The organism is Nocardia sp. BMG51109 (assembly GCF_000526215.1).
In the GTDB taxonomy this organism is placed as follows: Bacteria; Actinomycetota; Actinomycetes; order Mycobacteriales; family Mycobacteriaceae; genus Nocardia.
On sequence record NZ_JAFQ01000004.1, the window covers coordinates 2,507,805 to 2,525,825 of the forward strand.

Genomic DNA, 18,021 nt, shown 5'->3' on the forward strand with positions numbered 1-18,021 from the left:
CGGCCCCCGCGAGCCCGCTCCGGCCGCACGGGTCGCGGCAGCGATGATCACGCCCGGTGCGGCGGAGATCGCCGGCGGATTCGCGGATCTTTTTCCGGGTGGCAGCGGTCCCGGTCCGGTGCGTGAGGTGTTGCTGCTGTGCTGGCGGGACACCGGGCATCCGCAGGGCGGCGGCAGTGAGCGATACCTGGAGCAGGTCGGCGCGCACCTGGCCGCTCGCGGCGTGAAGGTGACGCTGCGGACCGCGCGCTATCGCGGCGCGGCGCGGCGGGAGTGGGTCGACGGCATCGATATCAGCCGTGCCGGTGGGCGTTTCACCGTGTATCCGCGCGCCCTGGTGGCGATGGTGTGCGGGCGGTTCGGGTTCGGACCGCTGCGCGGGGTGCGGCCGGATGCGGTGATCGATACCCAGAACGGCATGCCGTTCTTCGCCCGGGTCGCGACCCGGGCGCCCTCGGTCGTGCTCGTGCATCACGGCCATCGCGAGCAGTGGCCGGTGGCGGGGCGCCTGGTGGGCCGCGTCGGCTGGTGGATCGAGTCGTGGCTGTCGCCCCGCGCGCATCGGCGCAATCAGTACCTGACCGTGTCGCTGCCTTCGGCGGAGGAACTGGCCGCGCTGGGTGTGCGACGGGACCGGATCGCGGTGGTGCGCAACGGCGCCGAGCCGATACCGCGCCCGGCGCCGACCGGCTCGGCCCGGACCCGCACGGCCCACCCGAGCATCGTGGTGCTGTCCCGGCTGGTGCCGCACAAGCAGATCGAGGACGCGCTGGCCGCCACGGCCGCGCTGCGACCGCACCTGCCCGAGGTGCGGCTGGACGTGGTCGGCGACGGCTGGTGGTCGGAGAATCTCGAAGCCTGTGCGCGGCACCTCGGCATCGCGGACGCGGTCACCTTCCACGGGCATGTGGACGAGTGCCGCAAGCACGAATTGCTGTCCCGCGCTTGGGTGCACGTGCTGCCGTCCCGCAAGGAGGGCTGGGGGCTGGCGGTGATCGAGGCCGCCCAGCACGGCGTCCCGACCGTCGGCTACCGGTCCTCCCGCGGGCTCACCGACTCCGTCGTCGACGGCGTCACCGGCATGCTGGTCGACGATGCCGACCAGCTGTCGGAGGCGGTCGGCGAACTGCTCACCCGCACCGAGACCCGCACGGTCCTCGGGGAGAAGGCCCGCGCCCGCGCCCGCGAATTCTCCTGGGAGCAAACGGCGAACGGCGTCCTCGACGTCCTCACCGCCGCCGTGCGCGGGGAGTGCGTGTCGGGGCTGGTCGGCGGTCGCCCGTCGATCCGCGGTAACGCTCAGGCGTCCGAGGAGCCGGGCGATACGACGAATATGCAGAACGGATGGCCCGCCGGATCCGCGTAGACGTACAGCGGCTCGACCGGATCGTCGAACCGGTCCAGCAGCAGGGTCGCGCCCAGCGCCAGCGCCCGTTCGTGCTGCACGATCAGCTCCCGGGTATCCGGGACGGTCAGGTCCAGGTGAAGTTGTTGCGGCACATCCGGTTCCGGCCAGCTCGCCCGCGGTAGCTCGGCGACCTGCTGGAAGGCCAGGCGGGCGTGCCCGGCAGGGTCGTCGAGCACGAGCCAGTCGGCGGTATCGGGCTCGCCGGCCGCGGGCGGTTCGTCTCCGGCACGGTATTCGTAGCCCAGCAGAAGGCGATAGAACTCGGCCAGGCCGCGCACATCGGTGGCGTCGAAGACCGTCGAACGCAGAGCGGGGAAGTTGTCGGCCATGCGGCCATCATGTCGCACGCACGCGCTGCCGGGTCACTCCCCGCTGTGCTCCGCCGTGTCGGGTGGTCCCGGGATGCGGTGTCCCGTGGAGGCGGAGGCGACGGTGTGTTTCGGTGTGGTGCAGGCGATTGCGCGCCAGTGCTGGGGGTTGGCGCTGATCGACGATGCGGTGTCGGCGCACGAGTGCTCGGATCCGAAATGCCCGCTGCCGTCGACGGTGAGCACGAGCCGATCGGCGGTATCCGGCTCGCCGAGCCCGGGCGGTTCGTCTCCGGCGCGGTATTCGTAGCCCAGCAGGAGGCGATAGAACTCGGCCGGGCCGCGTACATCGGTGGCGTCGAAGACTGTAGGACGGCGCCGAACGTGGTGGGCCGGGGCTCGGCGGCGGCCGGCGACAGTGCTGTGGACGGGGTCGGCAGTCCCCGGGGCGCTGCCCTCGTGTGTCGGTAGCGCATGTGATGGTGCCGCCTCTCCGTTCGCGCCGCTGCCGGAGGTGATGGGTGAGAAGTGTTGTCGCGCCGGTGAAGAGCAACGGGGTCCACGGCAGGTGTGGGGCGTTACCAGGTGTTGGTGCACAGGGCTGCCCGGAGTACGCCGGAGTACGTATGTGCCGGCGGGGAACTACCGGGCGGTCGTGGGTTCGCCGGCCGCGGTTCGCTGTCGGAGGCGGCGGGTGAGTAGGGCTGCCGGGGCGGCGAACAGGAGCAGTGCCCACAGGATGTGGGCGGCGATGGCGGTGTGCCGGTGGCGGGTGTGGGAGTCCGGGCGGAGGTCGGTGGCGCCCGGGACGCGGTACAGGGCCAGGTCGTCGTCGGAATAGACCGGGTCCAGCTGGGCCAGTGTGGTTTTCGAATCGCCGAGGGGGCCGGGGGTGGTTCGTTCGACCAGCACCCAGCCGATGCCCCGGGCCGCGAGGTCCGGTGCGCCGGCGCCGCTCAGCAGCAGGTGTTCGGCGGTGCGGGCGCGGGCGCCCTCGCCGGAGACCGTGCGGCCGCGGACCGGGAGTTCGCCGGTCTGCAGGACGTCCCTGGGCAGCATTCGGGGTGCGGGGTCGAGCACCGGTGCGCGGCCGCTGTACGGGAACTTGCGGAACATTCCGGCGGGCAGGACCGCGACGTCGCCCGGGGCGGTGATTCGCGCCGCGACGTGCTGCCAGCCGGACGGGTAGTGCACCGGCCGCAACGCGCCACCGACGCCCCACATCAGGTCGGGCAGCGTCAGTATCAGCGCGGCGATGAAAAACGTTGCGGTCAGGGGCGTTCCGACGGAGCCGCCGCGGCTCCGGCCCGCCTCGGCCACGGTTCGGCAGCCGGCCGCGGCGCACACCGCGAAGCCGGGCATCGCCAGCGCGACGTATTTCTGTGTGTCCCTGAGCAATCCGGCGCCGGGAATCCTGGTGACGAGGTATTCCCCGATGTGCACGCCCCACCCCGTCGCGCCCAGGGCGGGCAGCACGATCGCCGCGGCGGCCACCGCGAGCAGCGCCCGGCGGGTGTGGCGGGTCGCGGGATCACCGGCCGCGAGGGCGTTCCGGGCACCGACCGCGACCAGGACGAGCAGTACCGCCGTCGCCGCCAATGCGAAAAGCGTGGTGCGCGAGGCGGGTACGGCATCCGAGTTCCAGATCCCGCCCAGGCCCGCGAGGCTGCCCAGCGTGGCCAGGCCCGGCTCGGCGCGCGCCGCGAACGCCGCGATCCCCGCCGGATCCGACGGCTCCGCCCCGGCGCCGGACAGCGCGGTCGCGGTCAGCCACGGCGCCGAGGCGGCGCACCACAGTGCCAGCGTCCAGGGGATGTTCCGCCGACCGGCCACCGTCAGCGCCACGCACCCCGCCAGCAGGGCGCCGGTCGGGGTCAGCCCCGCGACGGCCAGGCATCCGGCGAGTATTGCCCAGTCGGCCACGGTATTTCGGGCGCGCAGGGTATTTCGGGGGGCGACGGCATTTCCGGGGGCAGCGGTATTTCGGGATGAGGCGCGGATGCGCTGTGCGGCCAGCACCGTCCAGGGCAGCGCGGCGTATCCGGTGAGCAGGCTCCAATGCCCCTGCAGCAGTCGCTCGGCCACGTACGGGTTCCATACGGCCACGGTGGCCGCCACCAGCTGCGGTCCGGTTGACGCGCGCAGCATCCGGCGCGCGAGCACCGCCGCGCCCCATCCGGCCGCCCACAGGGCCGCGACCAGGATCGCCTTCACGACGAGGCCGCCGTCGACAACCGCCGACAGCACGGCCAGCAGGGCGTCCTGCGGCACCGCGCGCGGCGCGGCATCCCCCAGGCCGAGTGCCGAATCGGTGAGATAGGACCGCGGCGTACTCACCGCGTCCCGCAGCAGCAGATACCCCGATCCGAGCAGCGGCCCGACGATGAGCAGCGCCAGCGCGAGGCTGTAGGCGGCAGGGACGAAGGGGCGCCACCGCCCGCTCGACACCCGGCCACCCTCGGTCACGGTCAGCCACCCTACGTGCCGGGTGTGCGGTACCGGCGAGTCGGTCGCGCGGCGGTCGCGCCGGTCCGGCGGCGCCACCCGCAGCGGTGATCCGATCGCGTGTCCGTGGTCGGGCGCGTTGATGCTCGGCGCGTCGATGGTCCCCGGCATTCCCGGTCCGGTGCCGGTGCGCGACCGTCCGCCGCGCCGGACGTTCCTCGTCCTCGCGGTATCTGCCAGGCCGGATGCCGGGGCGCGCCGGTGGGTGGCAGCATGACGGGATGCCCGCCCTACCTCGTCTGCCCGTCGTCGCGGATCTGACGCTGGTGACGGCCGGGGCGATGACCGCGAATGTGGCCGGATACCTGCTGCAACTGCTGGCGGGGCGGTGGCTCGGGGTGGCCGGGTACGGCGAGTTCGCGAGCCTGCTCGCAGTGCAGCTGTTGTGCGCGGTCCCGGCGCTGGCGCTGCAGAACGTGGTGGCCCGCGAACTGGTGCGGGGCGCGCCGGTGGCGGTCGTGCGGCGGCTGGGGTGGCGGTGCGCCGGGATCGTCGCGGTCGTCGCGGTCGTCCTCGTGCCCGTGGTCGCGGTGATATTGCAGGCGAACTGGGCGGCGGCGGCCGGTGCGCTCGCGGCCGCTCCCGTACTGGTGCTGGTGTCGGGAGAGCAGGGGGTGCTGCAGGGCGAACGCCGATTCCGTTCGCTGGCAACGGTTCTGGGTGGTGTCGGCATAGCCCGGGTTACTCCGGCGGTGGTCGTGCTGGCTCTGGGCGGAGGTTCGGCCGCCGCGCTGTGGAGCACCGCGGCAGGTCTGTCGGCCGCCGCGTTGGGGGCGCGCGCCGCCCGCGAGAACGCCGGTACCGCACCGGGTTCCGGCTCGTTTCCGGCGCCCGGCGTGCCGGCGGTGTTGCGGGCGGCGCAGGTGCAGGCGGCACTGATGGCGCTGTCGTCGGCCGACCTGATCGTGGCCCGGATCGTGCTGGACGACGCCGATGCCAGCCGGTACGCGCTCGGTGCGATCGCCACCAAGATCGCGTTCTGGCTGCCGCAGGCAGTGGGAGTCGTGCTGTATCCGCGGATGGCGCAGCCCCGGCATTCCGCCCGCGCCGTTCGCGATGCGCTCGGAGTGCTGTCGGCGATCGGGGTGGCCGCCGTCGTGGGCGCGGCCGTCTGCGCCCCGTTGGCACCGCTGTTCGCCGGCGCCGACTATGCCCCGATCCAAGGGTGGCTGTGGCTGTTCGCGCTCGACGGCGCCCTGCTGGCCTTGTTGCAGGGCGCGCTGCTGTCCGCGATCGCGGTGGACCGCACCGCGCTCGCCGCCCTCACCTGGGCGGGCCTCGCCGCCGAGGTGGGCATCATGCTGCTGTTCGCCCGCTCGCTGCCCGCGCTGCTCGGCACGGCGACGGCCTGCGCCGCGCTCGTCACCGCCGGGATCGTCGGGGTGATCCTCGGCTCCGCCCGTCCGCTCGCCCGCGCGGGCACGCCGGACTCCCGGGCTCGGCAGGAACTGCTCTAGCGCCTGAAATTCCCGAGCGGCCCGATGATCGTCGGTACGTGCCGACCGGGGAACGCGGAGACGCCCGGTGGCCGCCTCGGACAGCGCTGCGGGCTCGGCCAGCTTCCCCGACAACGCACAGGTCCCGAAAACGCCAGTGGCTCCCCGGCATTCGCGCCGGGGAGCCACTCGGTGAGTAGACCTACTTGTTGTCGCCGAGATTGATCTGCTGGGTCGGAGAGTCGTCCCCGGTCGGCTGCTCGCTCGGGTTACGCCGCTGGACGAGAGTGGGGCCCGATCCGCCGCCGCGCAGGCCCATCAGCAGGCCGATGATCAGGGCGACGACGCCGACGACGCCGAATACGATCGGCAGCACCCGGCTGTAGAGCGAGATCTCGTCCATGTACTTCTTGGCCTCGGCGATCTGCGAGGTCACCGTGTTGTCGTCGAACTCCAGTGTCGACTTCAGCGCCGTCACCTCGGGCTTGGCCCCGTCGCGCGAGTAGTACATGTGCAGCTGCTCGGACCCCTTGATGATCGTGCCGGTCTCCGGCTCGACCCAGACGTCGCGGGTGTTGGAGTAGTAGCGGTCCATCGTGACGGTGGCGTCGCCGCCGTCCACGCCCCACTTGGCCGCCGGCAGCGCGACCCGGTTGGTGGGCGAGTTGGTCACCTTCGCCAGATCCGTGGGCGGGATCTGCTGCTGGAAGTGGTAGACCTTCAGGTCGTTGATCTCGGACTCCTCGACGAAGTTCATGTCGAAGGTCTGGCGCGCGTTGATATCGAAGTAGGGGTAGGTCTGCTGCTCGGTGCCGATCGGGAACCGGTACTGCAGTCCGTCGTGCTGCACCGGCTCGGCGACGCTCTCGCCCTTGCTGTTCACCGACGACGCGATGGAACCGTTGGGATCGGCGCCGACCGGCATGCCGTCCTTGCGGTCGATGGTGACCCGGTCGATGGTGGCGCTGAGCAGCCCCGTCTCGCCCTGCTTATCGATGTTGCGGATCGTCTGACCGGCCTGCAGCGTCATCTCACTCTTGTCGGACGGATCCTCGACGGTGAGGAAGCGCTGCGATAGCAGGCGTACGTTCCGGTCCACCTTCGCGGGCCCGTCACCGGAGGTGAGGGTGCTGGAATCCAGCACCTCGCTGGGCGCGTCCGTGCGATTCTTCGCGATGGTGGTGATCTCGAGGTCGAGAGGAGTCTTGGCCAGCTGGCCGACGGCGTACGTTGGTATCAGCAGCGCTGCCACGATCAGCAGCGCGCCGAGTCCCACGAGCAGGCAGGCCACCGTCCTCTTGGTTCCGGCACTGAGTGCCATGCAAACTCTCCTCGTCATCGAACAGGACGCTCCGGGGGAACGCTGCGGACAAGGGGGCAGCGTTCGTGAGCCCTGACACTAACAGTCCGGTCCGTCCGCATGCCGAGCTGAGGCCGGAAATACCGGAATCCCCGACGGGAACGCCGCCGTAGCATCGGAGACGGCAGACTGGAGCCCGATGACCGCCTCCGTGACACCGCATGCCGAGACACCGCGTGCAGAGATACCGCATGCAGAAATACCGCATGCCGAGCTGTCCGGGCCCGACTCGGCCGCCGCGGGTCGTCGCGTATTCGTTCCGGCTCTGGAGGGGATGCGCGGGCTGGCCGCGCTCGGAGTCGTGTTGACCCACGTCGCCTTTCAGACCGGCGCGAACGGAATACCTGTGCTGGGCCGGGTATTGGGACGGTTCGATATGGCGGTGGCCGTGTTCTTCGGGCTGTCGGGATTCCTGCTGTGGCGCCCGCACGCCGCGGCCGCCCGCGGGCTCGGGACGGCGCCGACCGCGGGTCGCTACCTGTTGCATCGCGCGGCCCGCATTCTGCCGGCGTACTGGGTGGTGGTCTGCGCGGTGCTGATACTGCTGCCGACGGCGGCACAATCGGCGGGTCTGCGGGTGTGGGTGTCGAATCTGGCGCTGCTGCAGGTGTTCGTGCCGCTGACGCTGACCGACGGGCTGACCCAGATGTGGAGCCTGTCGGTGGAGGTGGCCTTCTATCTGGTGCTGCCGCTCCTGGCCTGGGCGGTGATGTGGCTGCGCGGAGCGGCGGCTCGATGGCGCGCCCCCGTCGTGCTCGCGCTCGGAGTGATCAGCCTGAGCTGGAACTTCCTTCCGGTGCCGACGCCGGACGCGATCCACGCCGACAACTGGCTGCCCGGATATCTGCCCTGGTTCGTCGCCGGAATGCTGCTGGCCGAGCTGGTCGAGGAGGGCGCCGTCCGGCCGGGGCTCGCGGGCTCGCAGGGGTGGCGGATCGCCGGAAACCCCTGGGTCATGTGGCCGTTGGGGCTGATCGCCTTCCTGCTCGCGGCCTCCGATCTGGCGGGCCCGGCCGGGTTGGAACGCGGTGCCGCCTGGCAGTACGCGATGAAGATGGGGCTGGGCGCCCTGGTCGGATTCGGGCTGCTGGCGCCCCTCGTGCTCGGCAACCGGCCGCACCGCTGGCTGCGCAGCCGGGTGGCCGCGGCGATCGGCCGCTGGTCCTACGGCATCTTCATCTGGCATCTGGCCGTGCTGGCCATGGTGTTCCCGGTATTCGGCATCGTCCCGTTCCAGCGCAGCTTCCTGCATGTGCTGGTACTGACCGTGGCATTCACCGTGCCGCTGGCGGCGGCCGGCTACGCACTGATCGAGGAGCCGGTGCGGCAGTGGGTCCGGCGCCGTTTCGGGTGATGCCCGGCCGGCGCCGTCCAGGTGGTCGCCGGGTGAATGCCACCACGAGCGGGTGGGGTAGTGCTGCCACCGATTTCGCCGACGAGGTGCCGCGGGCGATGAGGTGTACGGACTATCGGGCGTCCCGGCGTGACGGGAGTGCGGCGATGCCGACCGCGATGACGGCGAGTAACGCGGGTAGCTGAACCCAGACTGATCCGCCCATGTAGCCGTCGGGTGACCGCCACGGGCCCGTGGACAGTGCCGCCATCGATACCACCGTGCCCGCCCCCGCGACGACGACCAGTGCGCGCGGCACGATGCGGCCCGCGAATCGCGCCGCGATGAGACCCGCTGCGGTCAGGCCGAATCCGATCGGGCCGGCGATCAGCAGGGTGGCCAGGGCCAGCCCGATCATGCCGAGGATCCGGGCCTTCCAGGGGCGCGGGGGCGAATCCGCCGGGACGGCAGTGGTTTCCGGGTGGGTCTCGGGCGGGGGAGCCGCCATTGTCGGGTTCCGGTGAGCCGCTTCGCCGGGGCCGCTGCTTTCGGACTCCCGCCTGTCGGCCGGACGATCGGCGGAGCTGTCGTTTTCGGGCACTCGGCCGCTGGTCGGATGATCGGCAGTGGCGGTGGGGCCGTCATTGTCCGGCTCGCGGCCGCCGGGCGGATTATCGGAAGGTTCGCCGAGGCCGCCGTTTTCGGCGATCCGGCCGCCGGTCCCGCGCGGTCGCCGACGACCGGGCCACGGAACGGCCAGGGCGACAAGCGGAATCACCAGCAGCAGGCCGCCGAAGATGGCCAGTCGGTACCAGCGGTCGGTGGGGAACTCGACCGTGATCGGGCCCTGCGCGTCCGGCGGCAGCAGCCAGGCCTGTTCCCAGCCGTCCGCCACGACCGGGCGCAACTCCCGGCCGTCGGCGGTGTGCGCGACCCAGCCCACATTGGTGCTCAGAGGCAGCACCAGCAGCCGGGCGCCCGGGGGAGCGGCCATCGGCGTGGCCTCGGCGCCGATGTGATCGAGGCGCAGCTCGTCGACGGAGAACAGGTCGGTCGGCGCGGTGGTCACGTCCACGCGCCCGGCGGGCAGACTTATCGGCGTATCGGTTCCCGGCGGCGAAATGTCCTCGCCCGCAGTCGCAGCGGACCCGGAATTCCGGTGCGCCTCGTCGAGCGCCCGGGGATCGTTCTCGGCGGCGCCGGCCGTGCTTCCGGCCGGGGCGGACGTGTTGTCCGGCGAACCGGCCGTGCTCCCGGGGGGATTCGACATCCCGCCGCCGGACTCGACTCCGCACACCTGCGCGGAAACGGGTGCGCCCGAACGTAGTTCGTCGGCCGTCGCGGTCACGGTGGTGTGCACGATCTTCCCGGCCATCGCCACGGTGGGCCCGTGCTCGCAGTCGACGGTGACCGGGCGGTCCAGGGGGGCGGGGGGAGGGTAGTCCGGCCCGAGGACCGACACCTCGGCCAGCCCCGGTGGCTGCTCCTGGGTGATCCCCAGGGCCGTGCGGTCCAGGACGGATTTCCAGGTGTCGATGCTGAGTTCGATGTGGTCGGTGATCCGCGGGTGCAACGGTATCCGGGTCGTGCTGCCGGGTTCGGCGTCCGCATCGATCTCGCGGACCTGCGGTCCGTCGCCGAGATTCACCGCCACCGAGGTGGGGCGGGCGGGTAGGTCGCCGCGCGGCGTGGTGATGTCGAGGCCGTCCACCAGGGTCGGCCTCGGAAGTTCCAGGGTGAGCGTCGGTTTCGGTCCGTCGGGGGTGCGCACCGTCTCCTCGGGCGCCGTCCAGCTGGTGCGCGGATCGCCGTCGGTGGCGGCGAAGGCGGAACCGCGCAGATCGCCGACCTCCGCCTCGCCCCGGGCGATCGGCCGGTCCGGATCGGTCAGCAGCGACTCCAGCGCCGGGCCCTGACGGGTGCGGACGGTCAGCCGCGGGGCCACGTCCATCGGCCCGGGAACGCTCAGTGTGCGCTGGAAGGTGCTCGGCTCCTCGGCGAACAGGGCCATACCTTTACTGCACCGCACCCGCTCGGGAGCATCGAAACACCCGCCGCGCCCGGGGAACTCCTGTCCGAGCGACCATCCCCGCAGCGGCGCACCGGCCGGCGGTGGCGGCAGCACCGTGCGGTGCCGGATATCGACCGGCACCGGCGCGTCCAGGTTCGAGTAGTCGGTCAGGCCGAGTTCGCTGATGCCGAACTGGCCGCCGGCGCTGTCGCCCTCGGTGCGGATCGCGGTGATCCGCACCCAGTCGGTGCGCCCGGGCGGCAGCGAAACCGACACCGGCGCACCGGGTTTGGAAACACGGGCGGCAACCGTCCCGTTCGCGGTGCGCACCTCCATCCATTTCACCGGATCGCCGATCGCCGCAGGACTGGTCGTCAGCTGTAGCGACCCGGACCGGATCGGCCGATCGAGATCGAGCCGGATCCACTGGCCGACAGCATGTTCGGCACTGTTGCTCAACCAGGCGGTGGACGGATCGTCGTCGACCGCCGCGGCGGTGGAACTGCCGGGTGCGGCCCCGCCGAGCTGGGTGGCATCGGCGGCGGAACCGGAGGCGGTGACGGTGGCGCCGGACCATTCGCCCTCGACCGGCGCCGCGCCGGGCACGGGATAGTCGGGCACGAGGTTGTGCGTGCGCCGCGGGTCGGTCGGCGCCCGCAGCGCCGAGGCGTGGTTGTCGACGCGGCCGAAGTCGGCCTCGCGGTCCATCGGGGTGTCGGTGACGGTCACCGCGCCACCGGACAGCCCGGCCCGCGCGGCATCGGAGGACAGTACGGTCGGCCCGACCGGCGCGTCGCCGGCACGCCGCAGCCGCTCCAGCACCTCGGGCCCGCCCTGCACGACCGGTACCGAATCGAGCGGCACGGTGTAGGCACCCGGAAACGCCGGTGGCGCACCGGATCCGCTCCGGACATCCACCGGCGCACCGGGCCGGGTGCCCTCGACCCGGTAGACCTCGACGGCCGGATAGACCGGTCGGAGATCGCCGTCGGTAACCAGGCCGTCGCCGTGCCCGAGTTCGATGTCGTCGCCGAACTCGGCCACCTTCGTCAGGCCCGGGGAACCCTCGACGGCCTGGTGGGCGAGCATCGGGCGGGTCGAGCGGGAGGTCTCGGGGTCGAGATCGTTGCGCAGCACCACGACTCCGATGCCCTGGGCGGCCAGGGTCGGGGCCAGCCCGGTGGACGGCCGCCCGTCGGCGATCAGGCGCTGCACCGAATCCATCGCCCGGATCGCGCCCGGCGGGGTGAGCGGCACGGCGTCGCGCACCGCCCACGGCGTGCTCGCCAGCGCCTGCAACGGTTCGTCGCGGGTCAAGCCCCAGATCTGGCTGCCGAACGGCGCGCCGGGAGCCACCAGCGCGCGGGTGCCGGAGGCGTTGTGCGCCAGCCATTCCGCGGTCTGCCGCCAGTAGGCCGGGACCTCGTCGTAGGCGCCGCGCGGCGCGAGGCGGGAGGTCCAGGCCAGCGAGGTCGACAGCGTCAGCGCGGCCAGGATCAGGGCCGTGACCGCCACCATCCGGTCCCGTTCGGGACGGGCGAAGGCCCGGCGCCACACCGGCATCGGCACCGAGGCCGGCAGCGGCACCCGGTGTAGCAGATGCGCGAGGCCGACCACCAGCGGTATGCGGATCAGCGGTTCCAGCTTGTGCACATTGCGCAGCGGCGCCCCGCCGGCGTCGAGGAAGATCCGGATCTGCTCGGCGAACGGTCCGCCGATCTCGCCGACGTATCCGGCGCAGATGCCGGCCAGCCCGACGATCAGGATGAGCGCGAACCGGCCCCGGTGCGGCATGGACCGCAGCGCCAGCCCGGCCATCCCCGCCGCGGCGAGCAGCCCCGTCGCCAGCACCGCGGCGGGCTGGGTGACCAGCACGGCGCCGGCGATACGTTCCGGCGAGACGAACGGCGTCCAGCTGCCGGTCCCGCGCAGCACCTCGGCCAGCGAGGCCCACTGCGTGGTCACCCCCGAGGATTCGATGTAGTCCAGGAACGGCGGGCTCACCCTGCCGAGCAGCAGCAGCGGCACGACCCACCAGAACGTGGCGAGAACCGCCAGCGGAATCCATGCCCGGGTGAACCGCCACCAGCGCCGATTCGGCCGGTACGACAGCCACCACAGTACCGCGGGCAGGAACGCGGCCACCGTGGCGACGGCGTTCACCGCGCCCATCAGCGCCAGCGCCAGCGCACTGCCGGCCGGTGACCGCGCACCGCGCTTGCGGACGCCGTAGGCGGTTCCCAGGGCGCAGGGAGCCAGCAGCACCCACGGCGCCAGCATCATCGGCAGGGTTTCCGACGAGATGGACCCGAGCGTGGTCAGCACCCGCGGCGAGAGCGCGAACGCCAGCGCCGCCACCACCCGCGAGCCGCGGGTCCCGATGCCCAGCACCTCGCACAGCCGGACGATCCCCCAGAAACCGGCCAGGATCAGCAGCGCCCACCAGATCCGCTGCGTTGCCCAGGCCGGCAGCCCGATCGCGTGCCCGAGCGAAAAGAACGCCCCGTGCGGGAAGAAGTACCCGTAGGCCTGATTCTGCACCTGCCCCATCGGGGCCTGACTGCTCCACAGGTGCGCGGCCCGCTGCAGGAAGCCCAGCGGATTCTGGGCGAGATCGTATTTGGTATCGGCGACGGTGAGCCCGGGTGCCTGCAGAAAGCTCAGCAGGAACGCGGCGACGACGGTACCGGCGAACCAGCGCCGGCCCAGCGGCGCCGCGGGGCCGGAGTCGGCGGGAGCAGCAGCGACGGTCGGCGACTCAGCGAGAGCCGTACTCAACGTTGTTCAGCAGCGACGACGACGCATCACCGCTGCGATCGATCTCCGGGCGCGAGTTCTGCTGTGCCGCCGCGGTGATGACGAACACCGCGACCACGCCGAGCAGCGCTCCAGCGACGGCGCTCGCAGCACCAGGACCGGCAAACTTCATCGCGTACTCCCATACATCGACGCAGGCGTATTCCGAGTCAACCTACAACATCGAACTGTGACCGGCGACGAGTGCGGGTCGGCGCGGGCGCCGCGGGGCGTTGTCCAGGGGCTGCGCCGAGTTGTTCGGGAGCTGCGCTGGGTCATTCGGGAACAGCGCAGTGCAGCCCGCCCAGCAGCGTGCGCAGTTTCGCGGTGGTCTCGTCGAGTTCGGCCTTCGGGTCCGAGGCCGCGACGATGCCGCCGCCGCCGAAGGCGCGCAGCGTGCGGCGGTCGGCGGACAGTTCGGCGCAGCGGATCGCCACGACCCATTCGCCGTCGCCGCGGGCGTCGCACCAGCCGACCGCGCCGCCGTAGAAGCCGCGGTCCTCCTCCGTCTCCGTGATGATCTCGAGGGCCGGATCGGTAGGGGTGCCGCAGACGGCCGGGGTCGGGTGCAGCAGCATCGCCAGGTCCAGGGCCGTGGTGCCGGGGTCGCGCAGGCGGCCGTGGATCGGGGTGGCCAGGTGCCAGACCTCGGCCGTATTGATCAGTTCCGGGGCCTCCGGGACCGTCAGCTCGCGGCAGACCGGGCCGAGCCGTTCCTGGATCCAGTCGATGACGAAGGCATGCTCGGCCCGATTCTTGGTGCTGGACAACAACTCTCGGGACAGTTCGGCATCGGCGTCCGGATCGGGGTGGCGGGCCGCGGTACCGGCCAGCGGGCGCAGCGTCACCGTGTCGCCGTATCGGGCGACCAGCACCTCCGGCGTCGCGCCGACCAAGGTGGCGCCGGGCCGTCCCGCCGGCGTGAGATCCACCGCGAAGACGTTGGCCCGGGGATGGCGGGCGAGCAGATGGCCGGCCACCACTTCCGGCTCCAGGGGATCGCTCGCCTCGGCGAGTAGCGATCGCGCCGCGACTACCTTGCGCAGCGGCTGCGCCACGTCCGAGAGCTGCTCTACCAGTTTCGTCACCCGCGCGACATGCTCTGCGGCGCTGGGTATCTCGGTGATCACCCGAACTCCCGGCAGCGGCGGTAAGGCCGCCGGGCGCCACGGTCCCGCGGTGTGTTCGGCCCGGTCCGGCTCGGCCAGTGCGGCGGGGCGGCGCGGGTCGAACGCCAGCGCACCCACGATCAGCTCGGCCCCGTCGCGCAGCGCGTCGGCCGCCCGCCGACCGTCGTCGAACGCGCGGCGCGTACCTGCGGCGCGCAGCACGCCGCCGGGCTGAGCGAGCAGAAAACCGTCCATGTCCCGACGACGATAGTCCGCCGTGTCCGAAACGGAGCCCGGAGGCGAGGGAGGTCTCACCGTGAGCGGTGACACCGGGGTGCCGTTGCGGGTATCAGCGCGCGGCGTCGGCCGGGTCCCGGCCCGGCGGCACCAGCAGGATCGGGCGATGGCAGTGCTTGAGAACCGCCTCGGCGACGCTGGAGTGCAGCAGCGCGCGGACGCCGGTGGCGCCGCGGGTGCCGGCCACGATGATGTCGACGTTCAGGTCGTCGGCGACGTCGACGATGGCATTCCAGATCGTCGAGGTGCATTCGGCCGTGCGCGCCTCGGCGTTGAGCCCGGCCAGCTTGGCCAGCCGCACCCCTTCCGCGTTGGTGTGCTTGGCGTCGACGTAGGCGACGTCCTCGATCTCCTCGTCGGGGAGCCACTCCGGCTGCATCACCCCCGAGAGCCCGGACAACCGCGCGGCCTGGCGCACCATCGGCTCCCAGGCGGTGAGTACCACCGCCCTGGTGGCCGACAGGAACCGGCCCGCATACTCGACCGCCCGTTTGGCGTTCTCGGATCCGTCGTAGGCAATGAGCATGGTGTCGCAGGGCATAGCGAACCTCCCGGGTCCCGGTGCCTCGGCTGTGCTGTGAGAGTACCCCGGCCGATCTCCCGCGATGCGGATGTCGAGCGGCTCGCCGGGAAAGCGCCACGAGTCCGGCGGGCACCGGGATGCGGCGCGCGGCGCGGCGTCGTGCCTGTTGACGGCGGCGCGGCGGCGCGGCGGTTTTCCTCGCCGGGTCGGAACGCGAGTGCGTATTCGGTCGGATATCGACCTCCGCGTTCACTATTGCGACCGAACAGTTTGTGGCGCAAGGATTTCGGAACCCACGTTCGCTATGACAACTCATGCACTCGTACCTGACAATTTGCGCGCGATTCACCGAAACCGCTGCGTTTGCTCGGTATTCCGGTCTTCACTGGTATACCCACGCCCGGCGCGAACCTCGGTACCGGGCAGCGAAAACCGAATGAGGTTGATCTTGCGGTTGGAAGAACTTGCCACCCCCCAGGATTGGGCGCAAGCGTACCGGTCGCTGTTCGGGTTGCCGCATGTCCATGTGACTTCCCCGGGCTTCGTCGTGCTACCGCTGGTCGATTCGATCGCCGTCGTGAACACCCCCGAGCCGCTGGGCGCGCTGATGCTGGGCGAGTTGATGGTCCGCGGGGTTCCCGGCCCGGTGCTGGTGCGCGACCGGCCGCCGCGCCGGACGTTCCTCGTCGTCTTCGATGGGTACCCCTCTCTGGAATGTACCGTCCAACTGGAGCGTCACGGCGTGGATATCGGCCCGCACCGCAGCAATGTCATCCTGCCCACCGGCTTCGGCCGACATACCCACGAGGGACGCTGGTGGGCGCGCGCGCCCCAGCGGGATGAATCGCTGCCATTGCTGTCGGAGGTCGTCGCGACGGTTGCCACCGTCCTGTGACCATCATGGAACCGATCGAACTGGCCTTCTTCGGCCACCCCGAAGGGGACCCGCGCGCCCTGTTGTACTTCGAATGGCTGCAGCGTCGCGAATCCGGCTATGCCGTGGACGATTTCGCGGAAGAGGTCCGCGACCTGACCCACACCGCGCTGCCCGATCCGGCGTCGTGCTGGCGCCTGCTCGACCGCATCGAATCCGCACCGAGCGTCCCGGCCTGGCCCTACGACGAGATCGGTGACGGGCTCGCCGAGGGTAAGGGGGCCGCCGGCAATGGCACAGTTGCCGGCGATGGCGAGGATGTTGCCGACACCGTCGCGGCGCACCGGGTTGCGGGCGCGTCGCAGTTCGGCAACCGGCTCTACGACCGGATTCTGGGCGGCTGGCTCGGCCGCTGCGTGGGCTGCACGCTCGGCAAGCCGCTGGAGAACGGGTTCCGGTGGAGTCCGCAGGTGATCCGCTCCTATCTGGAGCGCGCCGACGCCTATCCGCTGTCGGACTACGTCCCCGTCTCGAATCCGATGCCGGACGGGTACCGGCTGCAGCGCGGCTGGCCGGAATCGACCCGGGGCCGCGTCGACGGCTGCCCGCGCGACGACGCCCTCGACTACACCGTGCTCGGGCTGCACCTGCTGGAGCAGCACGGCACCGGCTTCACCGCCGGTGATGTCGCGGCCGGCTGGCTGGAGCGGCTGCCGTTCCTGCAGACCTACACCGCCGAGCGGGTCGCCTACCGCAACCTCATCGACGGCTGGACGCCGCCGGCGACCGCCCGGTTCCGCAACCCGTACCGGGAGTGGACCGGCGGGATGAGCCGCGCCGACATCTACGGATACGTCTGCCCCGACGATCCGGTGCGCGCCGCCGACCTGGCGGCCCGCGACGCCGCGCTGTCGCACACCGGAAACGGCGTCTGGGCGGCGATGTGGGCGGCCGCCCTGATCGCCGCATCGTTCGGCGCCGCCGATCCGTTGTCCGCGATAACCGCGGCACAGCAGGTGATTCCGGAGAATTCACGGCTGGCGAGGGCCTTGGCGCAGGTGATCGACGACCATCGCCGCGGTGTCGGCTGGGAGCAGGCGATCGCGACGGTCCACACCGGTCACGAGCACTACAACTGGATGCACGCGGTCGGCAACAGCTGCCTGGTGGCCGCCGGGCTACTGTGGGGCGCAGGGGATTTCGGCAGAACGATAGCGCTCACGGTGCAGGGCGGCTGGGACACCGGCTGCAACGGCGCCACCGCGGGGTCGGTCTCCGGAATCCTGCTGGGCGCCGGCGCGATCCCGCGGCACTGGACCGGTCCGCTGCACGATCGCCTGCGCAGCGTGGTCTCCGGGTACGATGCCGTCAGCATCTCTGCCCTGGCCCGCCGCACCTTCGACGTCGCCAGTCGGCATGTCGTCTGTGGATGACGGCCGGTGGATCGGTAGGCGCCGGAGATGAAGTGCCCCTGGGTATTCCGTGCGAGTATCGTTGACATGCCGTGCGCGCCTGTGCCAGGCTGCTGATCTCCAGATCGTCAATCCGGGGGGACCTACATGAATATGCGCGCGACGGCGGCCGGCGGTGCCGCGGCGATCACTCTGGCGGCCGGCGTGGTACTCGGCGCCGGTGCGGCGGATGCCCGGCCGTTCGGCCCGATCACCTGCGGCGCACAGCCCGAGGGCAGCCGAATCGTGACGACCTGCGTCAACGAGGACGATGCGCCCGCCGGTGTCGGCATGCAGGCGCTGTGCACGAACCTCCGGATCTTCTGGCTCGGCTATGTGGCCGAAGCCAATACGACACAGCAGTTCATCGAGGATTGCGGGCCGGGCGCGTTCCCCATCCTGTGGAACGCGCAGGGCCTGCCGGCGTGGCAGGCCGAGCTGGATCGGCAGCGCCAGGAACAACAGCAGCAGCTCGACCAGCAGCGCCAACGTCAGCAGGAGGAGCTGGATCGGCAGCGCGAGCGCCAGGCCTGCCCCTTGGGGACGCCACCGGGCACCGTGAATATGGGCCACATCTGCTGAGCGGTTCTGCTCGATGATTGCGGCCCGG

General features: G+C 71.5%; 14 protein-coding genes. 7 read left to right on the forward strand and 7 right to left on the reverse strand.

What is annotated here, in order from left to right; all coding sequences use genetic code 11:
* The first annotated feature begins 118 nt into the window (after positions 1-118).
* Entirely contained in the window at positions 119-1,366 is a 1,248-nt protein-coding gene (locus D892_RS0112820; RefSeq protein ID WP_024801622.1) for a glycosyltransferase family 4 protein, read from the forward strand.
* On the opposite strand, the gene D892_RS0112825 is transcribed toward D892_RS0112820, so the two are convergent.
* A complete protein-coding gene (locus tag D892_RS0112825; protein ID WP_024801623.1) occupies positions 1,300-1,737 on the reverse strand; it encodes a VOC family protein in 438 nt (145 codons plus the stop codon). The two genes, D892_RS0112820 and D892_RS0112825, sit on opposite strands and share 67 nt — an antisense overlap.
* 198 nt (positions 1,738-1,935) lie before the next feature.
* Between D892_RS0112825 and D892_RS46595 the strand changes: the two genes are divergently transcribed.
* Entirely contained in the window at positions 1,936-2,187 is a 252-nt protein-coding gene (locus tag D892_RS46595) for a hypothetical protein (RefSeq protein WP_156959482.1), read from the forward strand.
* 171 nt (positions 2,188-2,358) lie between these two features.
* Here the strand turns inward: D892_RS46595 and D892_RS47705 are convergent, their stop codons facing one another.
* Positions 2,359-4,164, reverse strand: coding sequence for a hypothetical protein (locus D892_RS47705; RefSeq protein WP_024801625.1), 1,806 nt, complete (start codon positions 4,162-4,164; stop codon positions 2,359-2,361).
* Positions 4,165-4,442: 278 nt separating this feature from the next.
* On the opposite strand from D892_RS47705, the gene D892_RS0112840 reads away from it, so the two are divergent.
* A complete protein-coding gene (locus tag D892_RS0112840) occupies positions 4,443-5,678 on the forward strand; it encodes a polysaccharide biosynthesis protein (RefSeq protein ID WP_024801626.1) in 1,236 nt (411 codons plus the stop codon).
* Between the two features lie 181 nt (positions 5,679-5,859).
* Here D892_RS0112840 and D892_RS0112845 read toward each other — a convergent pair whose 3' ends face one another.
* On the reverse strand, positions 5,860-6,978 hold the full coding sequence (locus tag D892_RS0112845; RefSeq protein WP_024801627.1) for a DUF3068 domain-containing protein: 1,119 nt from the start codon (positions 6,976-6,978) through the stop codon (positions 5,860-5,862).
* Between the two features lie 178 nt (positions 6,979-7,156).
* On the opposite strand from D892_RS0112845, the gene D892_RS0112850 reads away from it, so the two are divergent.
* Positions 7,157-8,371 carry an acyltransferase gene (locus tag D892_RS0112850; RefSeq protein WP_024801628.1) on the forward strand — a complete coding sequence of 405 codons (1,215 nt, stop codon included), beginning with the start codon at positions 7,157-7,159 and terminating at the stop codon, positions 8,369-8,371.
* Between the two features lie 112 nt (positions 8,372-8,483).
* On the opposite strand, the gene D892_RS41050 is transcribed toward D892_RS0112850, so the two are convergent.
* From D892_RS41050 to D892_RS0112875, 4 genes are all read right to left on the reverse strand, one after another.
* On the reverse strand, positions 8,484-13,139 hold the full coding sequence (locus tag D892_RS41050) for an alpha-(1->3)-arabinofuranosyltransferase (RefSeq protein WP_232236074.1): 4,656 nt from the start codon (positions 13,137-13,139) through the stop codon (positions 8,484-8,486).
* Positions 13,120-13,290, reverse strand: a complete 171-nt coding sequence (locus tag D892_RS45085; protein ID WP_084161047.1) for a DUF2613 domain-containing protein — start codon at positions 13,288-13,290, stop codon at positions 13,120-13,122. The genes D892_RS41050 and D892_RS45085 overlap by 20 nt, the downstream gene beginning before the upstream one ends.
* Positions 13,291-13,432: 142 nt before the next feature.
* Positions 13,433-14,521: an isochorismate synthase MenF gene (locus D892_RS0112870; RefSeq protein WP_024801630.1), complete on the reverse strand. Its 1,089-nt coding sequence runs from the start codon at positions 14,519-14,521 to the stop codon at positions 13,433-13,435.
* Between the two features lie 94 nt (positions 14,522-14,615).
* Positions 14,616-15,104: a universal stress protein gene (locus D892_RS0112875; RefSeq protein ID WP_024801631.1), complete on the reverse strand. Its 489-nt coding sequence runs from the start codon at positions 15,102-15,104 to the stop codon at positions 14,616-14,618.
* Positions 15,105-15,522: 418 nt separating this feature from the next.
* Here D892_RS0112875 and D892_RS0112880 point away from each other — a divergent pair, with 418 nt between their 5' ends.
* The 3 genes from D892_RS0112880 to D892_RS0112890 all read left to right on the forward strand — a co-directional run bounded on the left by D892_RS0112880 (position 15,523) and on the right by D892_RS0112890 (position 17,993).
* A complete protein-coding gene (locus tag D892_RS0112880) occupies positions 15,523-15,981 on the forward strand; it encodes a hypothetical protein (RefSeq protein ID WP_156959484.1) in 459 nt (152 codons plus the stop codon).
* 5 nt (positions 15,982-15,986) lie between these two features.
* Entirely contained in the window at positions 15,987-17,393 is a 1,407-nt protein-coding gene (locus D892_RS41055; RefSeq protein WP_084161530.1) for an ADP-ribosylglycohydrolase family protein, read from the forward strand.
* 126 nt (positions 17,394-17,519) lie between these two features.
* On the forward strand, positions 17,520-17,993 hold the full coding sequence (locus D892_RS0112890) for a hypothetical protein (protein WP_024801634.1): 474 nt from the start codon (positions 17,520-17,522) through the stop codon (positions 17,991-17,993).
* Positions 17,994-18,021: the final 28 nt, after the last annotated feature.

Excerpts from the sequence above, each read along its gene's own strand:
- D892_RS0112845 (WP_024801627.1), bottom strand. The coding sequence starts at position 6,978 with ATGGCACTCAGTGCCGGAACCAAGAGGACGGTGGCCTGCCTGCTCGTG.
- D892_RS0112825 (WP_024801623.1), bottom strand. The coding sequence starts at position 1,737 with ATGGCCGACAACTTCCCCGCTCTGCGTTCGACGGTCTTCGACGCCACC.
- D892_RS0112880 (WP_156959484.1), top strand. The coding sequence starts at position 15,523 with ATGAGGTTGATCTTGCGGTTGGAAGAACTTGCCACCCCCCAGGATTGG.
- D892_RS45085 (WP_084161047.1), bottom strand. The coding sequence starts at position 13,290 with ATGAAGTTTGCCGGTCCTGGTGCTGCGAGCGCCGTCGCTGGAGCGCTG.
- D892_RS46595 (WP_156959482.1), top strand. The coding sequence starts at position 1,936 with ATGCCCGCTGCCGTCGACGGTGAGCACGAGCCGATCGGCGGTATCCGG.
- D892_RS0112870 (WP_024801630.1), bottom strand. The coding sequence starts at position 14,521 with ATGGACGGTTTTCTGCTCGCTCAGCCCGGCGGCGTGCTGCGCGCCGCA.
- D892_RS41055 (WP_084161530.1), top strand. The coding sequence starts at position 15,987 with ATGGAACCGATCGAACTGGCCTTCTTCGGCCACCCCGAAGGGGACCCG.
- D892_RS0112890 (WP_024801634.1), top strand. The coding sequence starts at position 17,520 with ATGAATATGCGCGCGACGGCGGCCGGCGGTGCCGCGGCGATCACTCTG.
- D892_RS0112840 (WP_024801626.1), top strand. The coding sequence starts at position 4,443 with ATGCCCGCCCTACCTCGTCTGCCCGTCGTCGCGGATCTGACGCTGGTG.
- D892_RS0112875 (WP_024801631.1), bottom strand. The coding sequence starts at position 15,104 with ATGCCCTGCGACACCATGCTCATTGCCTACGACGGATCCGAGAACGCC.
- D892_RS0112850 (WP_024801628.1), top strand. The coding sequence starts at position 7,157 with ATGACCGCCTCCGTGACACCGCATGCCGAGACACCGCGTGCAGAGATA.